Below are 21,370 nucleotides of genomic sequence, written 5' to 3' on the forward strand. Positions count from 1 at the left end.
CAAATTTATATATAAAAAAACCGAGCACTGTGGCTCGGTTTTCTCATCTTGATTTAATGTTTAATAAACATCACGACGGTAACGACCTTCTTGGCGGAGTTGATCTAATTTTTCTTCGCCTAAGATTTCTACCAATGCTGTATCAACATCACTTGCCATCCCATTAATGCTACCGCAGACATAAATGACGGCACCCTTTTCAACCCATATTTTAAGCTCATAGGCTTGTTCAGTCAGTTTATGGTGTACATAAACTTTTTCTGCTTGATCTCGTGAGAATGCTAAATCTAAGCGTTGCAACATGCCTGTGGTTTGCCATGCTTCAATCGTACTTTGATAGAAGAAATCATGTTCACGCTGACGCTCACCAAAGATCAACCAGTTTTGAGTATAGTCTAGGCGGGTACGTGCATGGAGTAGACTCATTAAACCGGCGATACCTGTGCCATTACCAATACAAATGATAGGACGGTTGTCATTGATCAAGTGGAAAGATTCATTGGTACGAATACGCAGTGCGATAGGTTGCTGAAGCTCGGCATGTTGGGTTAACCAACCAGAACCTAAGCCCAGTTCACCTTCTAAATCTTGCTGTTGGCGCACAACCAAACGTAACACTTGTTGGGTCGGTACACTTGCAATCGAGTATTCACGTGTAGGTAAAAGACTCAATTGTTCTAGCAAATGTTCCAAATTGGCAAAAGGCTCAATCTCTGTGCTGAGGTTTTTATCCCAAAGTGCTTGCTCAATCGAAATAGCTAAGGATTCAACGGTACTTTGTGCTGCAATGTGATGCTTTTGCATAAATGCTTGGATACGTGCTGTGCTATTACCAGGTTGGATTTCAGCAATATCGCCTGCTTGCCATGTAACATCGAAGTTGGTTTTTAGCTCGATATTATAAGCATGTGCGCCAACACTGTTTGGATTGAGTACTTCACGTTGTGCCAAAGTCCATTGATCAAAGGTTTTATCAATATTCATGGCTTGAAGTTCAAGTTTTGTTGCAGAGGCAAGAGCACTATTCCAACGCTGAATATCGCTGTTGTCTGCATTATTGACTTCAATGGTTGCAAATAAAGTATGCGCTCCATTGGCTTTTAACCAATGGTCAATGCGATGCCCAAAACTACAATAGGAGTCAGGGTATTCTTGAGAGCCTAAAGCCAATACGGCATAGTGCAGGTGTGACAAATCCAAGGTTGTATTTAAAAATTTCTTTTCAAAACTACTAGCTAAGTCAGGTGCTTCACCCGTGCCATAAGTACTTGCAATAAAAAGTACTTGTTCGGCAGTTTTTAAGTCATCAAGCGTTAAGTGTTGTACCGCTTTTACGCTTACTGGCTGTCTTGCTTCTTGTAAGCTGGTTGCAGTACGCCAAGCGATTTGCTCAGACACACCAGTTTGGGTTGCATAGGCAATTAGCCACGGTTTCGCATTTGGATCAACCGTAACATTCAACGCTCCACCACGTGCTTGTTGGGTGAGTTTCTTTTGTTTACGACGTTTCAGATAGAGCATCCAACCCGTTATAAAGAACAGTGGCATCATTAGTGATGCGAACATGGCAAAGAATTGATAAATTGGGCCAAAGAAGCTACCACGGTGCACAGGAAGCATACTGCTCATGATTTTTTCATTTAGCTTCTTTTCTTCATATAACTCCATTTTTTCAATTTTTGAAGTTTGATAATTAAAGACTGCTGAATTTCGCGCTCGCTCATGCTGTGGAATTGCATCTACAAATGAAAGCTCAAGTGTGCCATCTGGCTTTTTCGGAATATTTAAGGTCAGTGTTGAATAGTCGCGACCAACTTGTGCATTAAAGCCTGTCCATGTTTGGGTTAAAGCAATTTGCACTTGTTGAGGTGATAAGCCTTTATGCTCACCTTGCCCACGTTCGCCATGTGTAGCGTGCTCGCTTTGTGGGCCGCCACGACCTTGCTCACGTGACTCGCCACCACGAGCACCCGTTTGTTCGCCGCGTGGGCCTTGAGCTTCACCTGCATTTGGACGGGGGCCTTCTTGCATTTGTGGTTGCGGGCGTTCAACACCAAGCACTTTGAACATGCCATCGCGCCACCAATCATAGGACCAGTACAGCCCCGTACAGGCCAAGATGAGATAAAAAATCACCACCCAAGTGCCAACAACCGCATGTAAATCCCAAATGAAGTTGCGTCCTTTCAATTTAGGCTTAACAAAAAACCATTGTTTGATGGAGTGACGCTTGGGCCAACGGAGGTACAGACCACTCAATACAAAGAAGATGAGCATGAGGGTGCAGGCACCTGTGATTTGCTTACCCACAGGACCGACTGTTAAAGTGCGGTGTAGTTGTTGAATAAAGTTAAAAAAATCACGACCTTTGATTTCGGGTAAAACTTCGGCGGTATATGGATTTACCATCATGTTATAGCCACGGCGTGCACCTTCTTTCACAATATTAACTGTACTGGATGCAGTGGGCTCTTGAGCAATGGTAATACTGTTAATTTGGATGCTTGGATCATTCTTTTGGAAATGCAGATACAACTCAGCAGGGGTTAATTTATTGTTTTGACTTGCTTGAACGGTATAGCTGCTAGGATTCATCCACTTTAAGATTTGCTGTTCATAAGAGTAGATGGCACCTGTGACACCCATAAGAGATAGAATGAGACCCGCAGTGATTCCCAAAAACCAATGCACTTGGAAAAATGTCTTTTTAAACATGGCTAGACTTGATCGTGAGCGATTTGTTGTGCGCGAATTATACCTGAAGATTAAGAAGATACTATGGATTTAGCAATTAATATTTATTCTCATTATCATTTATATTTAGAGGTTTAGGGTATAAAAAAACCTCCCAAATAAGGAGGTTTTTTATAAAATAAAAAGCGATTAAAGCGGCTGAGCTTCACCCACAGTTTCTTTTAAATGCGTACGGATCGTATTAAATGAGAAGTTTTTACTATCCATGCGCTTTGGCAGGATGTAAGCACCTTCTTGGCCTTTCACCTTAAACTTAATCAATAAGAACTCAGGTGTGTTGTACCATTCATAAATATCTTTCCAACTGATTGCACCGACACCTTCCTGCATACCCATTTGTTGGCGCATAACCAGACCATGAGGTTGTACACCTAAGCGAATGCCTTTAATTTCCTGTACTGGAAACTCATGCATTTTGCGTTTTACATACCATTCTAGGCCGAATTTACGGACCAGTAGATAGACTACAACACAGGCTATGGCAACCCAACAAAAAATTGTGGAATAGTTTTTAAGCAGAATTAAGCCGAGGATTGAAAGGGCAACGACTGCACCCATGATGATCCAGGCTTTCAGGCTGATTTTGTTTGTGCTACGCCAAATTTTTAATTGAGCATCGCGTTGTTCAGACTCAGTGATTTCATAGTTCACAGGCTGTAAAGTATAAGCGTATAAATTTTTCGCGGTCATAGTGAAAGTAACAGATTTAAAACTGCAAAAAGTTTAGCATTATTTAGAGCATTTCAGTGAGTATATTGTTCCAAAATCACCCAAATTATAATGAAGCTAATTCTGTAGCCTCGTGATCCCGTTCATGGCTCAAACTTTGCTTCAAACGACTGAATTGATTTAGGATGCTAAACATCAATGACAGCTGTTGCAAAATGATCAATGCTTTTTGATCTTCTTCATTATTTTGGCTTAAACGTTGACGAATGGTTTGAAGCATATTCTGTGCAGTTAAATCAGGCATTTCGTCACGTAGCAGTGCGCCTTGGATATTGTCAAAAGCGCGATCCATCAATTCTAAAATTTGTGGGTCGTCAATTTTCTCACGATGTGCACCCAGTGCCGCAATATAACTGATAAAGGTATGATTGAGACACAGAAATTCAAATGCCAAACTTTTTTGAGTGGGGTCGAAGTCAGGCTCGGTGGCTAAAGTTGAAATGAGTGAAGCAACTTCGGCATCGGTATTGTGTGCCGCACGACGAACAACGCGATAATTCAAGCCATTGTTGCGTCCAGATTTATACTGCTCAATTACTTCAGCCAAATAATTGCATTGTGCTGCAAGGGAGCGGTAAATGGTGCGGGGGAGACGACGAAATTTCCAATCGGGGAAAATAAAACTCACACCCAACCACGCCAGCCCACAGCCAATCAGGGTGTCAATCATCCGCGGAAGTGCCGCGGCGTAACCCATGCCGTCTAAATTAAAGTTAATTAAAGCCAAAATAGTAATAAATGCAGTGGCTTGAGCATATTGTTTACTGCGAAGTTCGAAAAAGAGGACACCACTGATCACTAACATGACCAATTGGCCTTCAATGGATGGGACAAAATACAAGATGGCATAACCCAAAAGAATTCCCATCAATGTACCTATGATCCGCAAGCGCAAACGTCGTTTGGTGGCATTAAAGTTGGGTTGGCTGACAAATAAAGCGGTCAGTAAAATCCAATAACCATATTGAATATTGGTTACTTGAACAAAAATATAGCCGACCAAGAGTACAATCGAAACCCGTATTGCATGTCGAAATAGTACGGATTCAGGCGTGAGATTTTGTTTAATCCGCACCACAATGTCATCCCAACCTTTGAGGTCATCATCTTTGAGCTGACTTTCAATGTGCTTACTTTTATCAAATTTGATATTGCGCTCAGTTTCTAAGTTACGAAGCTGTGCATCAATTGATTTTAAGTTTTGAAATAAGGAAAACAGGGCATTGACCCAAATTTGGTCATATTGTTGTTCATCTTTGAGCTTTTCTAAAGATAAGCGGAGGTTTTCAAACGCATGTTTAAAGCGTTTATTATGCACGTAGGTTTGGCGGTTTAATATGCTGCTACTGAGGTCCTTACAGGCCTTGGCTTGGATGGATAAAATACGTTGAAAGCGAAACAAGATATCACTGTGCTGAAAGATCTTAGCCAGTTTCTGATAGTCAATATGTGCTGAATCTGCACGTTCATGGATATCTTGTGCGACAAAATAATATTGCAAGCTCCGACGGGTATCACGCTGCCCACGGTCACCTTTTAAACGGGTGAGTAGAGCGGTTTTCATGTCGTTGAATATCGCAATTAATTTGCCATTTTCCAGAGACAGCTCAATCATACTTTGTTGATAACTATTTGGCGTCATATCGACATCGAATAGATTAGACTTGGCAAAGAGAAAATCGGCCAAAGACGAATAACATTTGGATAAGTTATCTTGAACTTGACGCACTGGGAAAAGCAAAAAACTGATGGTTGAAATCAGGCTATACCAAATTGCACCGATGACTAAAAGCGAAGGCTGCATATACCATTGGTCAAAAAGACCGACACCAAGCATGGAATAGACGGAAATAACCAAACAACCATATGAAATGGTTGCATAACGACGTCCCAATGAACCCAGTAAAATAAAACCGATACAGGAAACAATAAGACCTAGCGCAAATAAAATCGGGTGCGGAAATAAAAAATAAATAGAGGTGGCTGTGACAAAAAAACCAATATAGGTATAAATCAAGTTCATGATGCGCACGGAAAAGCGGTCATCAATATCGCTTAAACCCGCTGCAACTGCACCTAGTGTAAGTGGAATAGTTGCCAATTGGAACCCCATAAAATAAGGTACAAAAGCGGTTCCTGCAAAGGTGATGACCATGCGGAGGTTATACATAAAGGTTGTATTATAAGTAGCCTGTTTCAGGCTCGTCAGCCATGCTTTCAAAGCGCACCTTTATCTGTCTTTTAGGGTTAGACAATTTTCAAATATGAGAATATGTGAAATTTCACTTGCTCAGGTATAAATCATACTATGGAGCGTGTAAACTTGTCTGCAAACTCTCCTTTAAAAAACACATTAATCCTATGTCAACTACACAGGAAAAAGCGGAATATTCTAACGCTTGGATTCTTTTACTCGCTTCACTGACGGCACTGGGCCCACTTTCTATTGATATGTACTTACCCGCTTTGCCACAAATGGCAGATGACTTCGGGGTAAGCACACAAATGGTTGCTAACAGCTTGCCTGCATATTTTCTTGGTTTGGCTCTTGGGCAGCTAATTTATGGGCCTGTAAGTGACCGAATCGGGCGTAAAAAGCCTCTGTATTTTGGATTGAGCCTTTATATTGTGGCCAGTTTACTGTGTGTGTTTGCAAACAGTGAATGGAGCTTAATTGCTGCGCGGGTGTTACAAGCTCTAGGTGGTTGTGTCGGGGTGGTGATTGCACGTGCTGCAATTCGTGACCGTTTGGATATGCAAGCTTCGGCACAAGCTTTTGCCAGTATGATGATTGTGACGACCATTGCTCCAATTATTGCACCAAGTTTGGGCGCTTTGGTGCTGAGTTTTAGTAGTTGGCACAGTATTTTTGCCATATTGATGCTTGTTGGTTTGGGAAGTCTCTGCTGTGTACATTTCTTTTTTAAAGAAACTTTAGATCCAAAGCGTCGGTTAAAACTGAATTTCAATCAAGTACTCAACTTATATAGTGCGATTTTCCAAGATCCAAGTTTTAGACGACCAATGTTTGTCGGTTGTTTTGCTGGCGCGGTTTTATTTTGTTATATCAGTGCCTCAGCTGCCATTTTAATGGACGGGTATGGTTTGAGCCAGCAAATTTTTGCCTATGCTTTTGGTGCGAATGCGGTTGGCATCATGCTTTTCTCAACTTTAAATAAACGTTTAGCACGCAGTTTAAATGTATTTCAACGTTTAAAATTAGGGAGTGCTTTGCAATTGTTAGGGGTTATTTTGCTGTTAATAGCAGGAAGCATGGCAACAGCACCTTTATCTGTTGTGTGTGCAGGTATGTTTTTAGCTGTTGCAGCGATTGGTTTTACGGGACCAAATGCAATGGCAATTGCAATGTCTGAGCAAGGCGCTCGTGCTGGAACGGCTAGTGCGATCATGGGCAGTATGCAATTTGCATGTGGTTTACTTTGTGGCGTGATTCTAAATTTCTTAGTTTGGTCTGCACTTTTAAATATGGCCATTGTCATGGCTATTTTTGTGTTACTGGCTTTATATTATGTATTCAAACTTGGGCAAGACGAAGGGATAAAAGCCTAAGTCTGAGACATTTAAATGTATAAAAAAGAGACTGTAATCAGTCTCTTTTGATAAATGAAAGCTGTGATCTCTATTCGTCAGTTAAAAAAACAGCAAACTCGTCTACAGGGACCCGTGGTGTGATAAAGCTATTCACAATGTGTTCTGGGTCTGCATAACCTAAAGCGATTGCGCCGACTAATTCTTCATCTGATGATGCACCAAGAATACCCAGTACGATAGAATGAAAGTGATTCCATGCTGCTTGTGGGCAGGTGTCTAAGCCACGTGCTTTGGCTGCAACCATCACATTTTGCATCATCATGGCAATGTCCATTTTAGACCCAATGCCCATGACTTTATTGACTGTAAAAAATAAGCCCACAGGTGCATCAAAAAATTGAAAATTACGGAGTTGCTGTTGAGCCATTTTACTTTTTTCATTCTTTTGAATGTTGAGTAATCCATACAGCCCCCAACCATTTTCGCGACGACGGTCAATATAGGGTGAAATCCAGTTTTCAGGATAATAAGCGAAAGTTTCTTGGTATTGTGCTGCTTTTTCAGGATGTTGAAAAAGCTCAAGTTGCGCATGACAAACACGTTCAACTATTTCGTCGCGCTTTTTCCCAGTGACCACATACACTTTCCATGGTTGTGTGTTGGTCCCTGATGGTGCTCGGCTGGCGACGTGTAAAATATCTTTAAGGGTTTGTACCTCAACCATTTGGTTTGTAAAGGCACGAACTGAATGGCGTGAGCGAATTGCTTGATCGACAAGATCGGACATCTGCTGCGTCATAATTATCCTACTTTTTATGCAAAGACGTAGTTTTGACCACTTATTTGGCAGCATGTGGTTATCAATCAAACTAAGACTTTAGTTATAAGAAAAAAATATAGATATCACCGAAAACTCAGTCTATATTTAAGAATATATGAAGAATTGTTACTTAATTATTGCAAAAACATTTTTAAATTGTAATTTCATAATTCAAAGCAGATGAAGTGTGATGCTTATTCCAGTTTAGAAGGTTTCTAATTAGACTTTAGTTGCAAAAGTAATAAAAGATCATATCCAAAAACATCGAAATGTGCGATTTTTCATCTTTATAAGATTGTTCTATACATAAAGAGACCGAAATGGAATGGTTTTTGTATAGTAAATTTTACTGAAATGGAATTTTTGACTTACCACTAACTATGTAATAAAGGAAGCTTGCGTATGCGTTTAGCCCTCACTAAAAAGCCATTTGTCGCTCAAAGCCTAGCACTCAGTGTTGCCGCGTTGATGATGACAACGACTCATGCAGCAACGAAAGAACAACAAGAGATTGCTCAATTGCGCGCTGAAGTTGCTGAGTTAAAAGCTTTAATGCAACAGCAGCAACAAGTTCAACAACAACAAGCCGTTCAGATTCAACAAGTCAAAGCACAGCCAGCACCACCTGCGAAGCCTGAGTCAGCATTGTCTTCATTTAAATCTAAGTCAGGTGCTGACATTAACCTATATGGTTTTGTTCGTGGCGATGCAAACTACATTATTGAGGGTGCGGATGATGACTTCAATAAAGTGTCTAGTTCAGATGGTCAAACCAAAGACAAGCTTCGCGCAACTGCTAAAACTACGCGTTTAGGTTTGGATTTCAATACCAATGTTGGTGGTGATAATAAGCTTGGCGGTAAGGTTGAAGTTGACTTTGCTGGAACAAATGAAGCACTACGTATTCGCCATGCGTATTTAACCTATAACAACTGGTTATTTGGTCAAACCACTTCTAACTTCCTGTCTAACCATGCGCCAGAAATGATTGATTTTGGGACCAACGTGGGTGGGGGTACGGCACGTATTCCACAAGTTCGTTATGGCTTTAATTTAGCGCCTGCAACCAAATTATTCCTTGCTGCTGAAGAAGGTAATAGTTCTGCAACAGCTCGAAATGCGACTAATACAGCAAACGTTACTTCAGATGTAAAATATAGCTTACCTGTATTAACTGCAAAATTAACGCAAGGTTTTGCAGATGGTAAAGCAAATGCATCTGTTCGCGGCTTAGTAGAGCAATATAAGTCTGATGCATCAGGCGATGATAAAACAGGTTGGGGTGTGGCAGCTGGTGTAAATTATCAAGTGATTGACCCGCTAAAACTAAGTGCAGATGTATCTTATGTACAAGGTAATAGTAATTACCTATATGGAAGTAATACAGCATTCTACGTAGATCCAGCAAATGGTAACATCGAGCAAAATGAAGCATTTGGTGTGCAGGTCGGTGGTACATATAAGTTCAACGAAAAATTACGTTCGACTTTAGCTTATGGCGCACTGTTTGCGGATGATGGTACGGATTACGCAACTTTAAATCCAGCAGCAAATGAAGAAGTTTACCAAGCATGGATTAACTTTATCTATTCACCAGTTAAGCCATTGGACTTAGGTGTTGAATATATCAATGGTAAACGCGATACCTTTGCAGGAAATAGCTACAAAGACAACCGTGTTGGTTTTATGGCGAAATATAACTTCTAAAATCGAAAACTGTAGTAACAAAACAGGAGCTTTAAGCTTCTGTTTTGTTTTTTAGAAAGCATAGAAAATTTATATAGGCTAAATAATGAGTGAAAATAGATTTTAGTATTAAGACAGAAAAAGAATAAGGGAAATAGTTAAAAATTATTGTAAAAAAATAAAGATTATCTATAAAAAATCTGCATAATGTCGGTCTTTCACTCGTATTGTGCTTTTATTGGTTAATTTTAAGCCAGTATGGGGCGATTTTTGTGACTTAAGTCAAAAAATCGTATCTGTGTCCAAAAATTATTGGGCATTACGTTCTTTCAGTTTACTCATCGGTAGAGCTGAATATGTTATGCATCAGATCGCTTAGTTGTTACCAATTTACCCATTGCCTGAATTTTCATACGCAAGACTGAGTTTGACTCAGATTTACGAAATCTATCTTGAAGTATCAATGGATTCAGTGGCTTATTTATTAGCCAGATAACAACTCTAAGCATCAGCTTTATGGACAATTGTCATGGAATTTACATTTAACGCATTTTATACCTTGATTGCTGCTGTCATTGTTTTGTTACTTGGTCGCTTCTTGGTTAATAAAATTGATTTCTTGAAACGCTACAACATTCCTGAGCCTGTAGCAGGTGGTTTGGTCGCTGCGATTATCTCTTTGCTTGTACATAGTCTTTGGGGCTATAGCATTACTACAAGTAGTGAATTACAGACCAGTTTTATGCTGATTTTCTTCGCTTCAATTGGTTTAAGTGCAAACTTCTCCAAATTACGTGAAGGTGGGATCGGTCTTATTATTTTCTTAATGGCTGTTGCTTCCTTTATTGTGGTACAAAATTTCGTGGGCATTAGCCTTGCAACCCTATTAGGTATTGATCCATTGATTGGTTTAATTGCGGGTTCAATTACCTTAACTGGTGGTCACGGTACTGCGGGTGCTTGGGGTGAAATTTTAGAAGTTAAGCATGGTATTCAAGGTGCACTTGCATTAGGTATGGCGAGTGCAACTTTTGGTCTAATTATTGGTGGTTTAATTGGTGGCCCCTTAGCAAAACTACTTATTAACCGCTATGAATTAGCGACACCACGTACCAATGAGCAGATTGAAAGAAGTGATAATACGCCTTTACCAGAGATTAGCTCAACGGAATATGTACCATTTGAATATCCGCATCGGGTTCGTCTTATCACAGCTGATAATGCAATTACTACATTAGGTTTGTTCGCAGGCTGTTTGGCTTTTGCTGACTTTATGACAGGTCAGATGAAAGGCACAATGCTTGAGTTGCCAACATTCGTTTGGGCGCTTGCTGGTGGTGTGATTTTACGTAATGTATTGGAAGGGATTTTTAAAGTTCAAATCTTTGATCGTGCGATTGATGTATTTGGTAATGCATCATTATCACTTTACCTTGCGATGGCATTATTATCATTGAAATTATGGCAGTTGGCTGACTTGGCTGGTCCACTGGTTGTTATTTTGGGTGCGCAAACAATTACTATGGCATTGTATGCGGGCTTCGTAACTTTCCGTGTAATGGGGAAAAACTACGATGCTGCTGTATTGTCTGCAGGACACTGTGGTTTTGGTATGGGTGCAACACCAACAGCAGTGGCAAACATGCAAGCCATTACCAACATGTATGGTCCTTCTCATAAGGCATTCTTAATTGTTCCTTTATGTGGCGCCTTCTTTGTAGACTTGATTAACGTTGCTGTTATTCAGTCTATTTTGCAGTTTTTTAGCTAATTGAATTTGCGATTTGCCCTAGGAAACTAGGGCTTTTTTGCTTTTTAGTCTTTCACAATAATTAGGAAGTCGAGATGAATGATCAGTTAAATGAAACATTACTCGGGTGGGTGAATACACTGAATGGACCTCTGTGGGACTTTTTAGTGGTTTTTCTGGTTGCAGTTGGTGTGTTTTACACGCTAATTACGGGTGCGGTGCAGGTTCGCTTATTTTTACACAGCATCAAGGTGATGAAATCAAGCCGTAAGGAATGTGATGATGACCATGGCATTACGCCTTTTCAAGCTTTTGTAACGGGGCTTGCAAGCCGTGTTGGTGTGGGTAATGTCGCTGGTGTTGCGATCGCAATTGCGATTGGTGGACCGGGTGCAGTTTTTTGGATGTGGGTGACTGCATTTTTAGGCATGAGCTCAGCTTTTGTTGAATCATCTTTAGCACAATTGTTTAAAGTACGTGACCAAGAGAATAAACAGTTTCGTGGAGGTCCTGCTTATTATATTACTCAAGGCCTGAAGCAAAAATGGTTGGGCGTAGTTTTTGCTGTAGCATTAATTTCAACCTATGGTTTTGTGTTTAACGCAGTACAAGCCAATGCCATTACAGGTGCAACAGCACATGCATGGGGTTGGGACAAAGCTAATTTGGCTTTTGAACTCGGTGGCATTCATATTGTGGTGTCTTGGGTTGGGCTCGGTTTAGTCTTGCTAACTGCAGTGATTATCTTTGGTGGGATTAAGCGTATTGCGAAGGTTGCTGAAAGCTTTGTTCCATTTATGGCTATATTGTATTTAGTTGTTGCACTTTATATTGCCATTATTAACTATGCTATTTTGCCCGATATCTTCCAGCTTATTTTCTCGAAAGCATTTGAGTTTGAGGCAGCAGCAGGTGGATTCTTCGGTGCGATGGTTTCCATGGCAATGATGATGGGGATTAAACGTGGTTTATTCTCTAATGAAGCAGGTATGGGTTCAGCACCAAATGCGGCAGCTGCATCAGATGTGAAACATCCCGTAAACCAAGGTTTAGTACAAATGCTCGGTGTATTTGTGGATACGTTTGTGGTGTGTTCATGTACAGCAATTATTATTTTGGCGTCTGGTCTGTATCACGATGCTGGGTTTGAAGGTGTTGCATTAACACAAATGGCGCTAGAGAGCCAAATTGGTTCATGGGGGGATGACTTCCTTGCAACGATTTTATTCTTGTTCGCTTTTTCATCAGTCATCGGTAACTACGCCTATGCTGAAGGCAATGTGCAATTTATCAATAACAATGCCAAGGTGATGTTCGTCTTCCGTGTCTTTGTTTTGATTATGGTCTATCTCGGTTCAGTGATGAGTGTGCCCCTTATTTGGAACACTGCGGATTTGTTCATGGGCATCATGGCCACCATTAACTTGTTTGCCATTTTGTTATTAACACCATTCTTATTGATGTTGTTAAAGGACTATATCGGTCAGCTCAAACAAGGAGTGAAAGAGCCAGTGTTTAAATTAGACAACCATCCTAAATTTAAAGATAAAGTCAAATCAGACATTTGGTAATTCGCCAGAAAGCCTCTACTTCAGGTAGGGGCTTTTTTATGCACTAATAGTCGTACATTAATGAATCTTCAATGGAGTTCGTGCATACGTCGTTTTTTGAGCTCTAGTGAAATCACAATGAAAGTTCTTTCTCTTTTTAAAGGAGAGGGCTCGGGAGAGGATTTATAGGAAGAATCTGCCCTCATTCTAAGCTCTTCACCAAGAGAGAAAGTGACGTTCAATACTTATTTTATTGTCAGTGAATGATTATTTTTTGGCTATTTTAAGAGCTCTAATGAGTCAAAATTTATGACCAAACGGAGTCCAATAGGTGACTAGACTACAAAAAGATAGGCACTTTAGGTTTAAATATGCGGTTCAGGAGCTGAATACACATACCAGATGATACTAAAAGGGTGAAAAGAATTATAATAAGAGAATGCACACTTTTACGAAAAACAACAGTCAGACGGCTACGGATTTTCATACACTATGTTGCTTAAAATTTTCTTCTTCCTTAGCGTTGGTGAATTATGTTGAAATTAAAAATTAGCCTGTTGTCGCTTACATTGCTTGTCTTGGCTGGTTGCCAAAGCATGCCAAAAGCAGACCAAGACCTGTCAAATCAGCTTGGTGCAACACATAATAATTCCAACGAAGCTCAGGAAAGAACCGATCGCATTAATTTTAAACAGCTTAAAAAAGAGCAAAATCGGCCAATTATTGCTCTTGTCCTTGGTAGTGGCGGTGCACGTGGTTACGCACATATTGGTGCAATACAAGTACTGGAGCAGTCAGGTATACATCCTGATTTTATCGTGGGAACCAGTGCGGGTAGTATAGTGGGCTCCCTCTATGCCAGTGGTAAAAACGCAAATGAACTGCGTGAAATTGCACTCAATATGAAAGCCAATGATGTACGTGATATTCGTTTGGGTATGAAAGGTTTTTTTGATGGTCAAAAAGTTGAGGACTATGTTAATGAACAGGTCAAAGATGTTCCTCTTCAACGTTTACCAACACCGATGTATGTGGTTGCAACACAACTAAAAGAAGGTAAAAAAGTCGTTTTTAATTATGGAAATACAGGGCAAGCAGTGCGTGCATCGGTGTCCATTCCGAGCATGTTTATCCCGACTAAAATTGGTGAAGATGAGTATGTTGATGGCGGTTTAGTGAGCCCAGTTCCTGTCGATGTAGCGCGTAAATTAGGTGCAGATATTATTATTGCTGTAGATATTTTAGCGCAGCCGATGTATACCGAAACGTCGAATGTATGGGGGCTATTTAACCAAAATATCAATATTATGCAAAAGAACCTTGCGCAAATAGAGCTGAAAAATGCCGATATTGTGATTCAGCCAGACTTACGTGAGAAAGTGCATATTTTTGATGTGAGTGGGCGTGAAATGACGATGAAAGCAGGGCAGGATGCAACTGTTGCTCAATTGCAACAGATTCAAAAAGTGTTCGCTCAAAAAAATTATAAACAGAAACTGAATATTCAAGCGATTCAGGCACGCATGCAGTAGTAGATATATATTTTGGCAAATGAATAGGTGAAATTAAGGGCTGTGCTCTTGTATATAGCGATGTTCATGCGACTGAATGTGAATTGTACAGTCAAATATATGTGATAGAAAACTGGTTGAAGTACCAAGAAGGCTTATAGATTCAACACCTTAGTCTTCTTTATATATATTTTTTTGAATGATGGGAGAATCGCTATAAATAATAATGATGGTTTTGTTACCAAATTTAGTCTGTAAAACCGATATAATAAGCGCCACATATCCTATTATCTTCCGAATTAGAGAACGCGATGTCCCCATTAGATCAAATTGCTGCGGCTGCAGATGACCAGTCTGAACTCACTATGTCGGTCTTAATGACACCAGATATGGCGAATTTTTCAGGAAATGTGCATGGTGGCACCATTTTGAAACTGTTAGACCAAGTTGCGTATGCGTGTGCAAGTCGTTTTTCTGGCAGTTATGTAGTGACCTTATCGGTGGATAAAGTGAACTTTAAAGAGCCGATTCATGTAGGTGAGTTGGTTACTTTCTTGGCAAGTGTGAACCATGTGGGGCGGACTTCGATGGAAATCGGTATTCGTGTTGAAGCGCAGAATATTCAAAAGCGTACAGTACGTCATACCAACAGTTGTTACTTTACTATGGTGGCGGTCGATGAAAATGGTAAGCCAAAACAAATTCCTGCATTGAACTTGGATAATGACTGGAAGCGTTGTCGTTTTGAAGCGGCTGAGCAACGTAAAGTTGCGCGCTTACAAGAAAACCATCACCCTTCGTGCAGTATTTATAAAAAAACATCGCATAGTTAAATGCAATGAAAAGGTCTCCTATATAGGAGACCTTTTTTTATGTCTAAAATTTATTTATTAAAGAAATTAGCACAAGTGCATTTTTAAGTATAAAATGAAACGATACGTAGCGTATCGTTTTGGTGTGATATGAATGTTGAGAAAGGTTCTAAACGAAAACAATGCATTTTAAATGCTGTACTGGCAGCTTTGTCAGAGGCAGATTATTCACAGTTCACTATAGAAGATATTGCTGCACGTGCAGGAGTTGGAAAATCCACCATTTACCGATGGTGGAAGCACAAATCTGATTTGGTTTTTGAAGCATTTAAATTGCATACCGAATCCGTCTTTGAATTGGATTTTGAGCAAAGTTTAGAGCACAACTTAGTACAACAATTATCTAAACTGGCAGTGGCCTTGAATCATCCAGTGGGGCGAGCACTGTTGGTGGTCATGGCAGAGCATCGCGAAGCTGCAGGGTTATTTTTCCAAGAGTATTTACTGCCACGTCGTGTCCAAACCCGTAAATTAATTCAGTGTGCGATTGAGCGTGGTGAAGTACGCGCAGATTATCCTTTTGAGTTGATGCTCGATACTTTGTATGGACCGATTCATTATCAAATTATTTTTTTTAACCGTATGCCTGATGACGCCTATATTCACAATTTGGTTCGGTTGGTAATTGCACCTGCACAGCGACATGCGCTTTTAGAGGAATAGATAATGCCTCAGCAGTCGCTTTGGAATAGAAATTTTATACTTTGTGTGTGTAATAATCTGTTCTTGTTCACGTATTACTTTGCATTACTCACGATCTTGCCCGTTTATATCATGCAAGAACTCGGTGGGACGGTGAAGCAAGCAGGTCTCGCTTTAACCCTATTTTTGGTGTCCTCTATTGCAGTGCGACCGTTTTCAGGGTTGATTGTGGAGCGGCTCGGGAAGGCTTTTTCCTTTCGTGCTTCGGCATCACTTTTTGTCTGCTTTGCCTTTAGCTATCTTTGGGTGGACAGCATGTGGAGCTTGCTTGCTATTCGTTTTATACATGGTATTTGGTTTAGTATTTTAACAACTGTAACTGTACCCATTGCTAATGATTTTATACCCGAACAACGCAAAGGTGAGGGGATGGGTTATTTTGTCATGTCTACCAATTTGGCTGTGGTTTTTGGGCCACTTATTGCTCTGAGCGTTGTGCAGTACAGTAGTTTTAATGATTTATTTGTTCTACTGACTGTGCTGATTAGTCTTGGTTTGATTTTTAGTTGGTTGATTCCAATTACTGAATCTGTTTCTCTTCAAGTGCCCGAAACTAAAGAACGAGTAGGTTTGAGCTGGTATGACATTATTGAACTCAAGGCAGTGCCGATTGGTTTAATTGCATTACTCACGGCCTTTGCATATTCGAGCATTATGAGTTTCATTGCTACATATACTGAGTCCAAAGCTTTATTGGCTTATACCAGTTTATTTTTCGTGGTTTTTGCTGTGTCGATGATTTTGGTGCGACCGTGGGTCGGCAAGATTTATGACAGCCGTGGCGCCAGTGCTGTGATTTATCCTTCATTTTTGTGTTTTGCATTGGGTTTAGTGCTGGTCAGCATCGTCAATAGTCCATGGATGTTATGGTTATCTGCTGTATTGATTGGTATGGGATACGGCTCGTTATTTCCTTGTTTTCAAACGGTCGCCATTCAGTCGGTACCGAAACAACGTATGGGACATGCTATTTCTACTTTTTTTACTTTGTTTGATTTGGGAATGGCTGTTGGCTCGGTTGTGATAGGTGTGGTGATTGCGCATTTAGGCTTTCAAACTACATATTTAATCTGTGCAGCCATTGTGCTGCTGACGTTATGTATCTACAAATTTAAAGTGGCTAAAACGACACGACGGGTGTCAGAAGCATAGTTGGAGCGTTTTATGGAATTGCGTCATTTACGTTATTTTGTTGCTGTTGCAGAAGAACTCAATTTTACTAAAGCAGCACAGCGCATGTGTACGGTTCAGCCTTCGCTTAGCCAGCAAATTAAGGATTTGGAACATGAGGTTGGCGCGCAGCTATTGATTCGAACCAATCGTAAGGTCGAACTTACGGAAGAAGGAAAAGCATTTTTAAAACAAGCTTTACTGAGCTTGGAGTATGCTGAAAAGGCAATTTATGATGCACGCCAAATTGCCAATATGAGTAAAGATCACTTACATATTGGCTTTGTACCTGTTGCTGAAATGAAAGTGTTTCCTTACATCATGCCAAACATTCGCGCGCATTTTCCAGACTTAAAAATTAGCTTTCATAGCCTGACAGATTCAGCCCAGCTTGATGCTCTGAAAAAAGGTGAAATTGATATTGCATTTACGCGTTATCCAGATGAGTCTGGAGAGTTTGAGCATGTTCAAGTTTTTCAGGAGCCTTTAGCTCTGATTATGCCGAAAGATTCTCCTTTTGCTGAACAGCGCAGTATTAGCATTAAGCACTTTAATGATCGTGACTTTGTGATCAGTGATGAAACCGCTTCACCACAGTTATATAAGTTGATCCAAGACTTTTTTAAACACTCGAAACTGAATGTCAATATTGTCCAGCACTCGACCAATATTTTGCTGAATGTGAATTTGGTCGGGATGGGGGTTGGGTGGAGTATTGTACCTGCGTATGTGATTCCACTTTTGGGCGATAAAATTGTAGCGAAGAACACAATTGAACCTTTACCGATGATTGGACTCTATGCGAATTACCGTAAACAGCAGAAAAACCCTGCGATTGATCTTATTTTAAAAATATTAAAAGAGCAATTTTATATGGACATGTTCTGACCAGAATTCTTTTGAATATTGGAACTTGGGGAAAGGGTCATTAGGTAAATCAACATTTCAAGTGTATGAGGTTTATAAAGATCTGGCTAAAGGGTTGATATAGCAGAACCAGAAGGTATAAATGTTCAAGATGCCTTATTGCGAATACACAGTGCGATTTCTAATTTTGTCTCTTTAACTGAGTCCATGATGATATCGTGGTTTAATTTTCCTGATTTACCATCTATGCCTAAGGCAACACCAAATTGTGTTTAGTTTAAGCATGATGAAAATTTATTTTTATAATGTCGTAAATAATGGTGAGAGTAAAAAGGACTTAAAGCACAATAAAAAACACTGATAACACGTCCAAAAAATGTACTCTTGGTAAAGGCAGGAAAGGGATTGGGATAAAACAGTGAATAAAATCAGTCATATTATTATGTCGTTGTTTTTTTACTTAAAAATATACACATACAGTTGTGCTATATGATGTTTAAAACATACTCAAAGCGCCATCTAAGAGGCTCAAAATAATGAAGCTGTATAGCAACGTTCATTCTCGCGGCATTACGGTATTGCCGTTTTTAAAAGAGTTAGATATTGAAGATCAGGTCGAAATTATTCATATCGAATATGCAGATTTAGCGGAGGCTGAATATTTGGCTTTGAACCCAATGGGGAAAGTCCCATTTTTAGTGGATCAGGGTTCGGTGATTTCAGAAACTCCTGCTATTTTTGCTTATTTGGCAGATAAATATCTCGAAAAAGGTTTCGCGCCTGCTTTCAATGACCCCAAGCGTGGTGAATATTTGAAATGGTTATTCTTTTGTCATGGACCACTCACTGAGTTTATGGACGTGAAAAGTTTAGGCATTTCTGAACAACAGCTAGAGACTAGAAAAAGAAGTTTGGGTTTTGGTACAGAAGCATCTATTTATCGGTTTATAAAAGTAGGTTTAGCTCAGGCGAAGCCATATTTGTTGGGCAATCAAATTAGTGCCGCAGATTTGTTTTTGGCCTATTGGTTAATCTATGCCATTTCTTTCAAAATTGTCCCATATTTCGACGAATTTAAACCTTTTATCCAGTTGATTCAAAGTCGCGATGCGGTACAGGGAGTTGAATGGGTACAAGCGCTTTAAGTCCAATAAACTTAGTACTATAAAACCGTGCCTTAGTGCTCATGCCAGTCTTAAGCAATAGACTGGCATTTTATTTGAGAATCTAAGTTTAAACGTATGATGCTATTTGATGCGCAGAAACGTCACTTGTACTTGCTCAAGGTAAAACGATTTAAAAATAAAGTTTGCGATTTATGAATCAATACAAGGGATTTGGTGATTTGTGTAGTCGGGGGTATGCGCCACAAGCCGCTTTTCTTGCGAACCCAATATATATTCTGATGGGGCATTCGGGCTTAACCAAAGTAGTAGTTGAGCTATAAATATTTGATCTAGAGTATAGAAGATTCTGCTTTAAAGAACTAAAAAGTTAAGGAGTTTAGTACAAAACCCCTTAACGGATCAGCATTATGGTTTAGCGTGGTTTTTTATGTTCTGGATTGTGCCAGAACCTTGTGATATGGCATTAGCTCACATGCAGTTTGGCAAAGAGCTGTTGGCTAACCGTGTTTAAGGTCTGTGGAATCGCTAATGCTGCAACAAAACGGTCTGGACGAAGTATGACCACAGACTCAGTCGTTTGACCAAACCAACTGCGGATGTCTGTGCCCAGATCGCCTACCGTGATCACCCCGTCATACTTTTGGCGTTTTTCATTGTCCAGTTGCACTGCTGGAATGACTTGAACAAACTTGACGCCCAGTTTTTGCCATTGTTGCATGTGCGCTGGTGTGAGTCCCCACTTTGGATCTACCCCCCAAGCGATGATGGCAAAGTCATTGCTCAGAACCTCATCGAGTAAAACAGTTTTGCCAGATTCAAGTTTAACATGTGGTTGAATGAACATTTTGCCGACAGGTGTGGTTTTACTGCCATCAGTGATTAGTGCACCAGCATGATATTTCGGCATAGGTTTGAAACGCATTTCGAGTAAATACTGTTTAATCGGTTTGATGTAGTTCAATGCATGAGCAATGCCATCACGCACAAAGCCTTGCCATTTTTTCGGTGGTGCCAGTACATGACCTGCCATCACGGAAAGGTCGATCATGGCTTTGGCATGGTCTTTACGTTCAACTTGGTACGAGTCTAATAATTCAGCAGATGCTTTGCCTTGTACAACCAATGCAACTTTCCATGCAAGGTTGAAAGCATCGCGCATGCCACTATTATAACCTTGACCTTGCCATACAGGCATAATGTGGGCGGCATCGCCTGCCAGTAAAATACGGTCGACACGGAATTTTTCTGCAATGCGTGCATTGTGGGTATAGACACGCTGACGAATCACTTCAATACCATCGGTTGTTGGAAGTACTTTGGACAATAGTTTGGCAATATTTTCAGGCTGACTGAGCTCTTCTTGAGTTTCACCAGGCATCACCATAAACTCAAAACGACGAATACCATGTGGAAGTGCTGCCGAAACATAAGGACGTACAGGGTCACAGCATAAGTAAATATGTGGTGTTGCCAGTGGGTCATTTTCAATATCAATCACAATCCACTGGTTTGGTGCTGTTTTACCTGCAAAATCTATATTCAATGTACGACGAATAATGGAATTTCCGCCATCACATGCAATTAAGTATTGTGCTTGAATGATTTCTTCAGTTTGATCTGCGGTTTGTAGCTTTAAAGTGACACCAGTTTGATCTTGGCTAAATTCAATCAATTGGCGGGAAAACAATACATGAGTCTGCTCGTACTGTTTTAGACCTTGTAATAAGACATTGTCTACTTGTGGTTGAATAAAGGCATTCCGACGCGAAAAACCAAACTCACGGGTTAAAGGTTGGATGTCTGCAAAGCAACGTCCTTTTGGCGTTAAAAAACGCATAGCATGATTCGGCGTGGTATGTGGTAAGACCTGTTCGACTAAGCCCAAAGACTGAATCGTCCGTAGAGACTCATCATCAATCCCAATTGCACGCGGGTAATCAATTAAGCTATCTAACTGTTCAATGACTGTGACTTGTACGCCTTGCTTACTTAAATAGTTGGCAATGGTCAAACCGACAGGGCCAGCACCAAGAATTGCGACTTCAGTTGTGTAATTTGCTGTGTTGCGCATTGCGAATGTCCATTTAATTCACTTTTACAGTTATTAACGGTGAAAAAATGAGGCAGAACAAGCTAGTCAATAGTAGGTCATGGGTATAAAGATAATGAGACTTTGTGTTTGGTATGGTTTGTAGTTTATTGTTTATTATTAAAATATTCTGTTTTCTACTATAAGCTTTCACCTTGAAATGATCACTAATTTCTATGATTTAAATCTAT

General features: G+C 40.2%; 16 protein-coding genes. 11 read left to right on the forward strand and 5 right to left on the reverse strand.

Going from position 1 to position 21,370, the window contains the following annotated elements:
* Positions 1-60: 60 nt before the first annotated feature.
* The 3 genes from ACE01U_RS05965 to yccS all read right to left on the reverse strand — a co-directional run bounded on the left by ACE01U_RS05965 (position 61) and on the right by yccS (position 5,704).
* On the reverse strand, positions 61-2,715 hold the full coding sequence (locus ACE01U_RS05965) for a PepSY domain-containing protein (RefSeq protein WP_395578939.1): 2,655 nt from the start codon (positions 2,713-2,715) through the stop codon (positions 61-63).
* A 168-nt stretch (positions 2,716-2,883) separates the two neighbouring features.
* Positions 2,884-3,444, reverse strand: a complete 561-nt coding sequence (locus ACE01U_RS05970) for a YcxB family protein (RefSeq protein ID WP_395578940.1) — start codon at positions 3,442-3,444, stop codon at positions 2,884-2,886.
* An 85-nt stretch (positions 3,445-3,529) separates the two neighbouring features.
* The gene (gene yccS / locus ACE01U_RS05975; RefSeq protein ID WP_119063568.1) at positions 3,530-5,704 is read right to left on the reverse strand and encodes a YccS family putative transporter; all 2,175 of its coding nucleotides are present in this window, start codon (positions 5,702-5,704) and stop codon (positions 3,530-3,532) included.
* A gap of 140 nt (positions 5,705-5,844) precedes the next feature.
* Between yccS and ACE01U_RS05980 the strand changes: the two genes are divergently transcribed.
* Positions 5,845-7,053 carry a multidrug effflux MFS transporter gene (locus ACE01U_RS05980; RefSeq protein ID WP_086208504.1) on the forward strand — a complete coding sequence of 403 codons (1,209 nt, stop codon included), beginning with the start codon at positions 5,845-5,847 and terminating at the stop codon, positions 7,051-7,053.
* Positions 7,054-7,123: 70 nt separating this feature from the next.
* Here the strand turns inward: ACE01U_RS05980 and ACE01U_RS05985 are convergent, their stop codons facing one another.
* Complete coding sequence (locus ACE01U_RS05985; RefSeq protein WP_086208503.1) at positions 7,124-7,834, reverse strand: nitroreductase; 711 nt, start codon at positions 7,832-7,834, stop codon at positions 7,124-7,126.
* A gap of 423 nt (positions 7,835-8,257) precedes the next feature.
* Here ACE01U_RS05985 and ACE01U_RS05990 point away from each other — a divergent pair, with 423 nt between their 5' ends.
* The 10 genes from ACE01U_RS05990 to ACE01U_RS06035 all read left to right on the forward strand — a co-directional run bounded on the left by ACE01U_RS05990 (position 8,258) and on the right by ACE01U_RS06035 (position 19,410).
* Positions 8,258-9,562: a DcaP family trimeric outer membrane transporter gene (locus tag ACE01U_RS05990; RefSeq protein WP_086208502.1), complete on the forward strand. Its 1,305-nt coding sequence runs from the start codon at positions 8,258-8,260 to the stop codon at positions 9,560-9,562.
* A 508-nt stretch (positions 9,563-10,070) separates the two neighbouring features.
* Entirely contained in the window at positions 10,071-11,312 is a 1,242-nt protein-coding gene (gene gltS / locus ACE01U_RS05995) for a sodium/glutamate symporter (protein WP_086208501.1), read from the forward strand.
* A gap of 74 nt (positions 11,313-11,386) precedes the next feature.
* On the forward strand, positions 11,387-12,862 hold the full coding sequence (locus ACE01U_RS06000; RefSeq protein WP_395578941.1) for an alanine/glycine:cation symporter family protein: 1,476 nt from the start codon (positions 11,387-11,389) through the stop codon (positions 12,860-12,862).
* A 512-nt stretch (positions 12,863-13,374) separates the two neighbouring features.
* A complete protein-coding gene (locus ACE01U_RS06005) occupies positions 13,375-14,373 on the forward strand; it encodes a patatin-like phospholipase family protein (RefSeq protein WP_086208499.1) in 999 nt (332 codons plus the stop codon).
* A gap of 290 nt (positions 14,374-14,663) precedes the next feature.
* The gene (locus ACE01U_RS06010) at positions 14,664-15,185 is read left to right on the forward strand and encodes an acyl-CoA thioesterase (protein ID WP_058869179.1); all 522 of its coding nucleotides are present in this window, start codon (positions 14,664-14,666) and stop codon (positions 15,183-15,185) included.
* 129 nt (positions 15,186-15,314) lie between these two features.
* Complete coding sequence (locus ACE01U_RS06015) at positions 15,315-15,887, forward strand: TetR/AcrR family transcriptional regulator (protein ID WP_086208498.1); 573 nt, start codon at positions 15,315-15,317, stop codon at positions 15,885-15,887.
* Positions 15,888-15,890: 3 nt separating this feature from the next.
* The gene (locus tag ACE01U_RS06020; protein ID WP_291372465.1) at positions 15,891-17,078 is read left to right on the forward strand and encodes an MFS transporter; all 1,188 of its coding nucleotides are present in this window, start codon (positions 15,891-15,893) and stop codon (positions 17,076-17,078) included.
* Positions 17,079-17,090: 12 nt separating this feature from the next.
* A complete protein-coding gene (locus ACE01U_RS06025) occupies positions 17,091-17,984 on the forward strand; it encodes a LysR substrate-binding domain-containing protein (protein WP_086208496.1) in 894 nt (297 codons plus the stop codon).
* Positions 17,985-18,499: 515 nt separating this feature from the next.
* Positions 18,500-19,108: a glutathione S-transferase family protein gene (locus tag ACE01U_RS06030; RefSeq protein WP_395578942.1), complete on the forward strand. Its 609-nt coding sequence runs from the start codon at positions 18,500-18,502 to the stop codon at positions 19,106-19,108.
* 173 nt (positions 19,109-19,281) lie between these two features.
* Complete coding sequence (locus tag ACE01U_RS06035) at positions 19,282-19,410, forward strand: hypothetical protein (RefSeq protein WP_265733397.1); 129 nt, start codon at positions 19,282-19,284, stop codon at positions 19,408-19,410.
* Between the two features lie 143 nt (positions 19,411-19,553).
* Here the strand turns inward: ACE01U_RS06035 and ACE01U_RS06040 are convergent, their stop codons facing one another.
* Positions 19,554-21,161: a bifunctional 3-(3-hydroxy-phenyl)propionate/3-hydroxycinnamic acid hydroxylase gene (locus ACE01U_RS06040; RefSeq protein ID WP_110975088.1), complete on the reverse strand. Its 1,608-nt coding sequence runs from the start codon at positions 21,159-21,161 to the stop codon at positions 19,554-19,556.
* Positions 21,162-21,370: the final 209 nt, after the last annotated feature.

This window comes from Acinetobacter halobius (assembly GCF_044130335.1).
In the GTDB taxonomy this organism is placed as follows: Bacteria; Pseudomonadota; Gammaproteobacteria; order Pseudomonadales; family Moraxellaceae; genus Acinetobacter.

What these genes read in the sequence shown, in the direction of transcription:
- ACE01U_RS06000 (WP_395578941.1), top strand. Translation starts at nt 11,387, where the DNA reads ATGAATGATCAGTTAAATGAAACATTACTCGGGTGGGTGAATACACTG.
- ACE01U_RS05985 (WP_086208503.1), bottom strand. Translation starts at nt 7,834, where the DNA reads ATGACGCAGCAGATGTCCGATCTTGTCGATCAAGCAATTCGCTCACGC.
- ACE01U_RS05980 (WP_086208504.1), top strand. Translation starts at nt 5,845, where the DNA reads ATGTCAACTACACAGGAAAAAGCGGAATATTCTAACGCTTGGATTCTT.
- ACE01U_RS06040 (WP_110975088.1), bottom strand. Translation starts at nt 21,161, where the DNA reads ATGCGCAACACAGCAAATTACACAACTGAAGTCGCAATTCTTGGTGCT.
- ACE01U_RS05990 (WP_086208502.1), top strand. Translation starts at nt 8,258, where the DNA reads ATGCGTTTAGCCCTCACTAAAAAGCCATTTGTCGCTCAAAGCCTAGCA.
- ACE01U_RS06020 (WP_291372465.1), top strand. Translation starts at nt 15,891, where the DNA reads ATGCCTCAGCAGTCGCTTTGGAATAGAAATTTTATACTTTGTGTGTGT.
- ACE01U_RS06010 (WP_058869179.1), top strand. Translation starts at nt 14,664, where the DNA reads ATGTCCCCATTAGATCAAATTGCTGCGGCTGCAGATGACCAGTCTGAA.
- ACE01U_RS06035 (WP_265733397.1), top strand. Translation starts at nt 19,282, where the DNA reads ATGAATCAATACAAGGGATTTGGTGATTTGTGTAGTCGGGGGTATGCG.
- ACE01U_RS05965 (WP_395578939.1), bottom strand. Translation starts at nt 2,715, where the DNA reads ATGTTTAAAAAGACATTTTTCCAAGTGCATTGGTTTTTGGGAATCACT.
- ACE01U_RS06025 (WP_086208496.1), top strand. Translation starts at nt 17,091, where the DNA reads ATGGAATTGCGTCATTTACGTTATTTTGTTGCTGTTGCAGAAGAACTC.
- ACE01U_RS05970 (WP_395578940.1), bottom strand. Translation starts at nt 3,444, where the DNA reads ATGACCGCGAAAAATTTATACGCTTATACTTTACAGCCTGTGAACTAT.
- ACE01U_RS06030 (WP_395578942.1), top strand. Translation starts at nt 18,500, where the DNA reads ATGAAGCTGTATAGCAACGTTCATTCTCGCGGCATTACGGTATTGCCG.
- ACE01U_RS06005 (WP_086208499.1), top strand. Translation starts at nt 13,375, where the DNA reads ATGTTGAAATTAAAAATTAGCCTGTTGTCGCTTACATTGCTTGTCTTG.
- ACE01U_RS06015 (WP_086208498.1), top strand. Translation starts at nt 15,315, where the DNA reads ATGAATGTTGAGAAAGGTTCTAAACGAAAACAATGCATTTTAAATGCT.
- gltS (WP_086208501.1), top strand. Translation starts at nt 10,071, where the DNA reads ATGGAATTTACATTTAACGCATTTTATACCTTGATTGCTGCTGTCATT.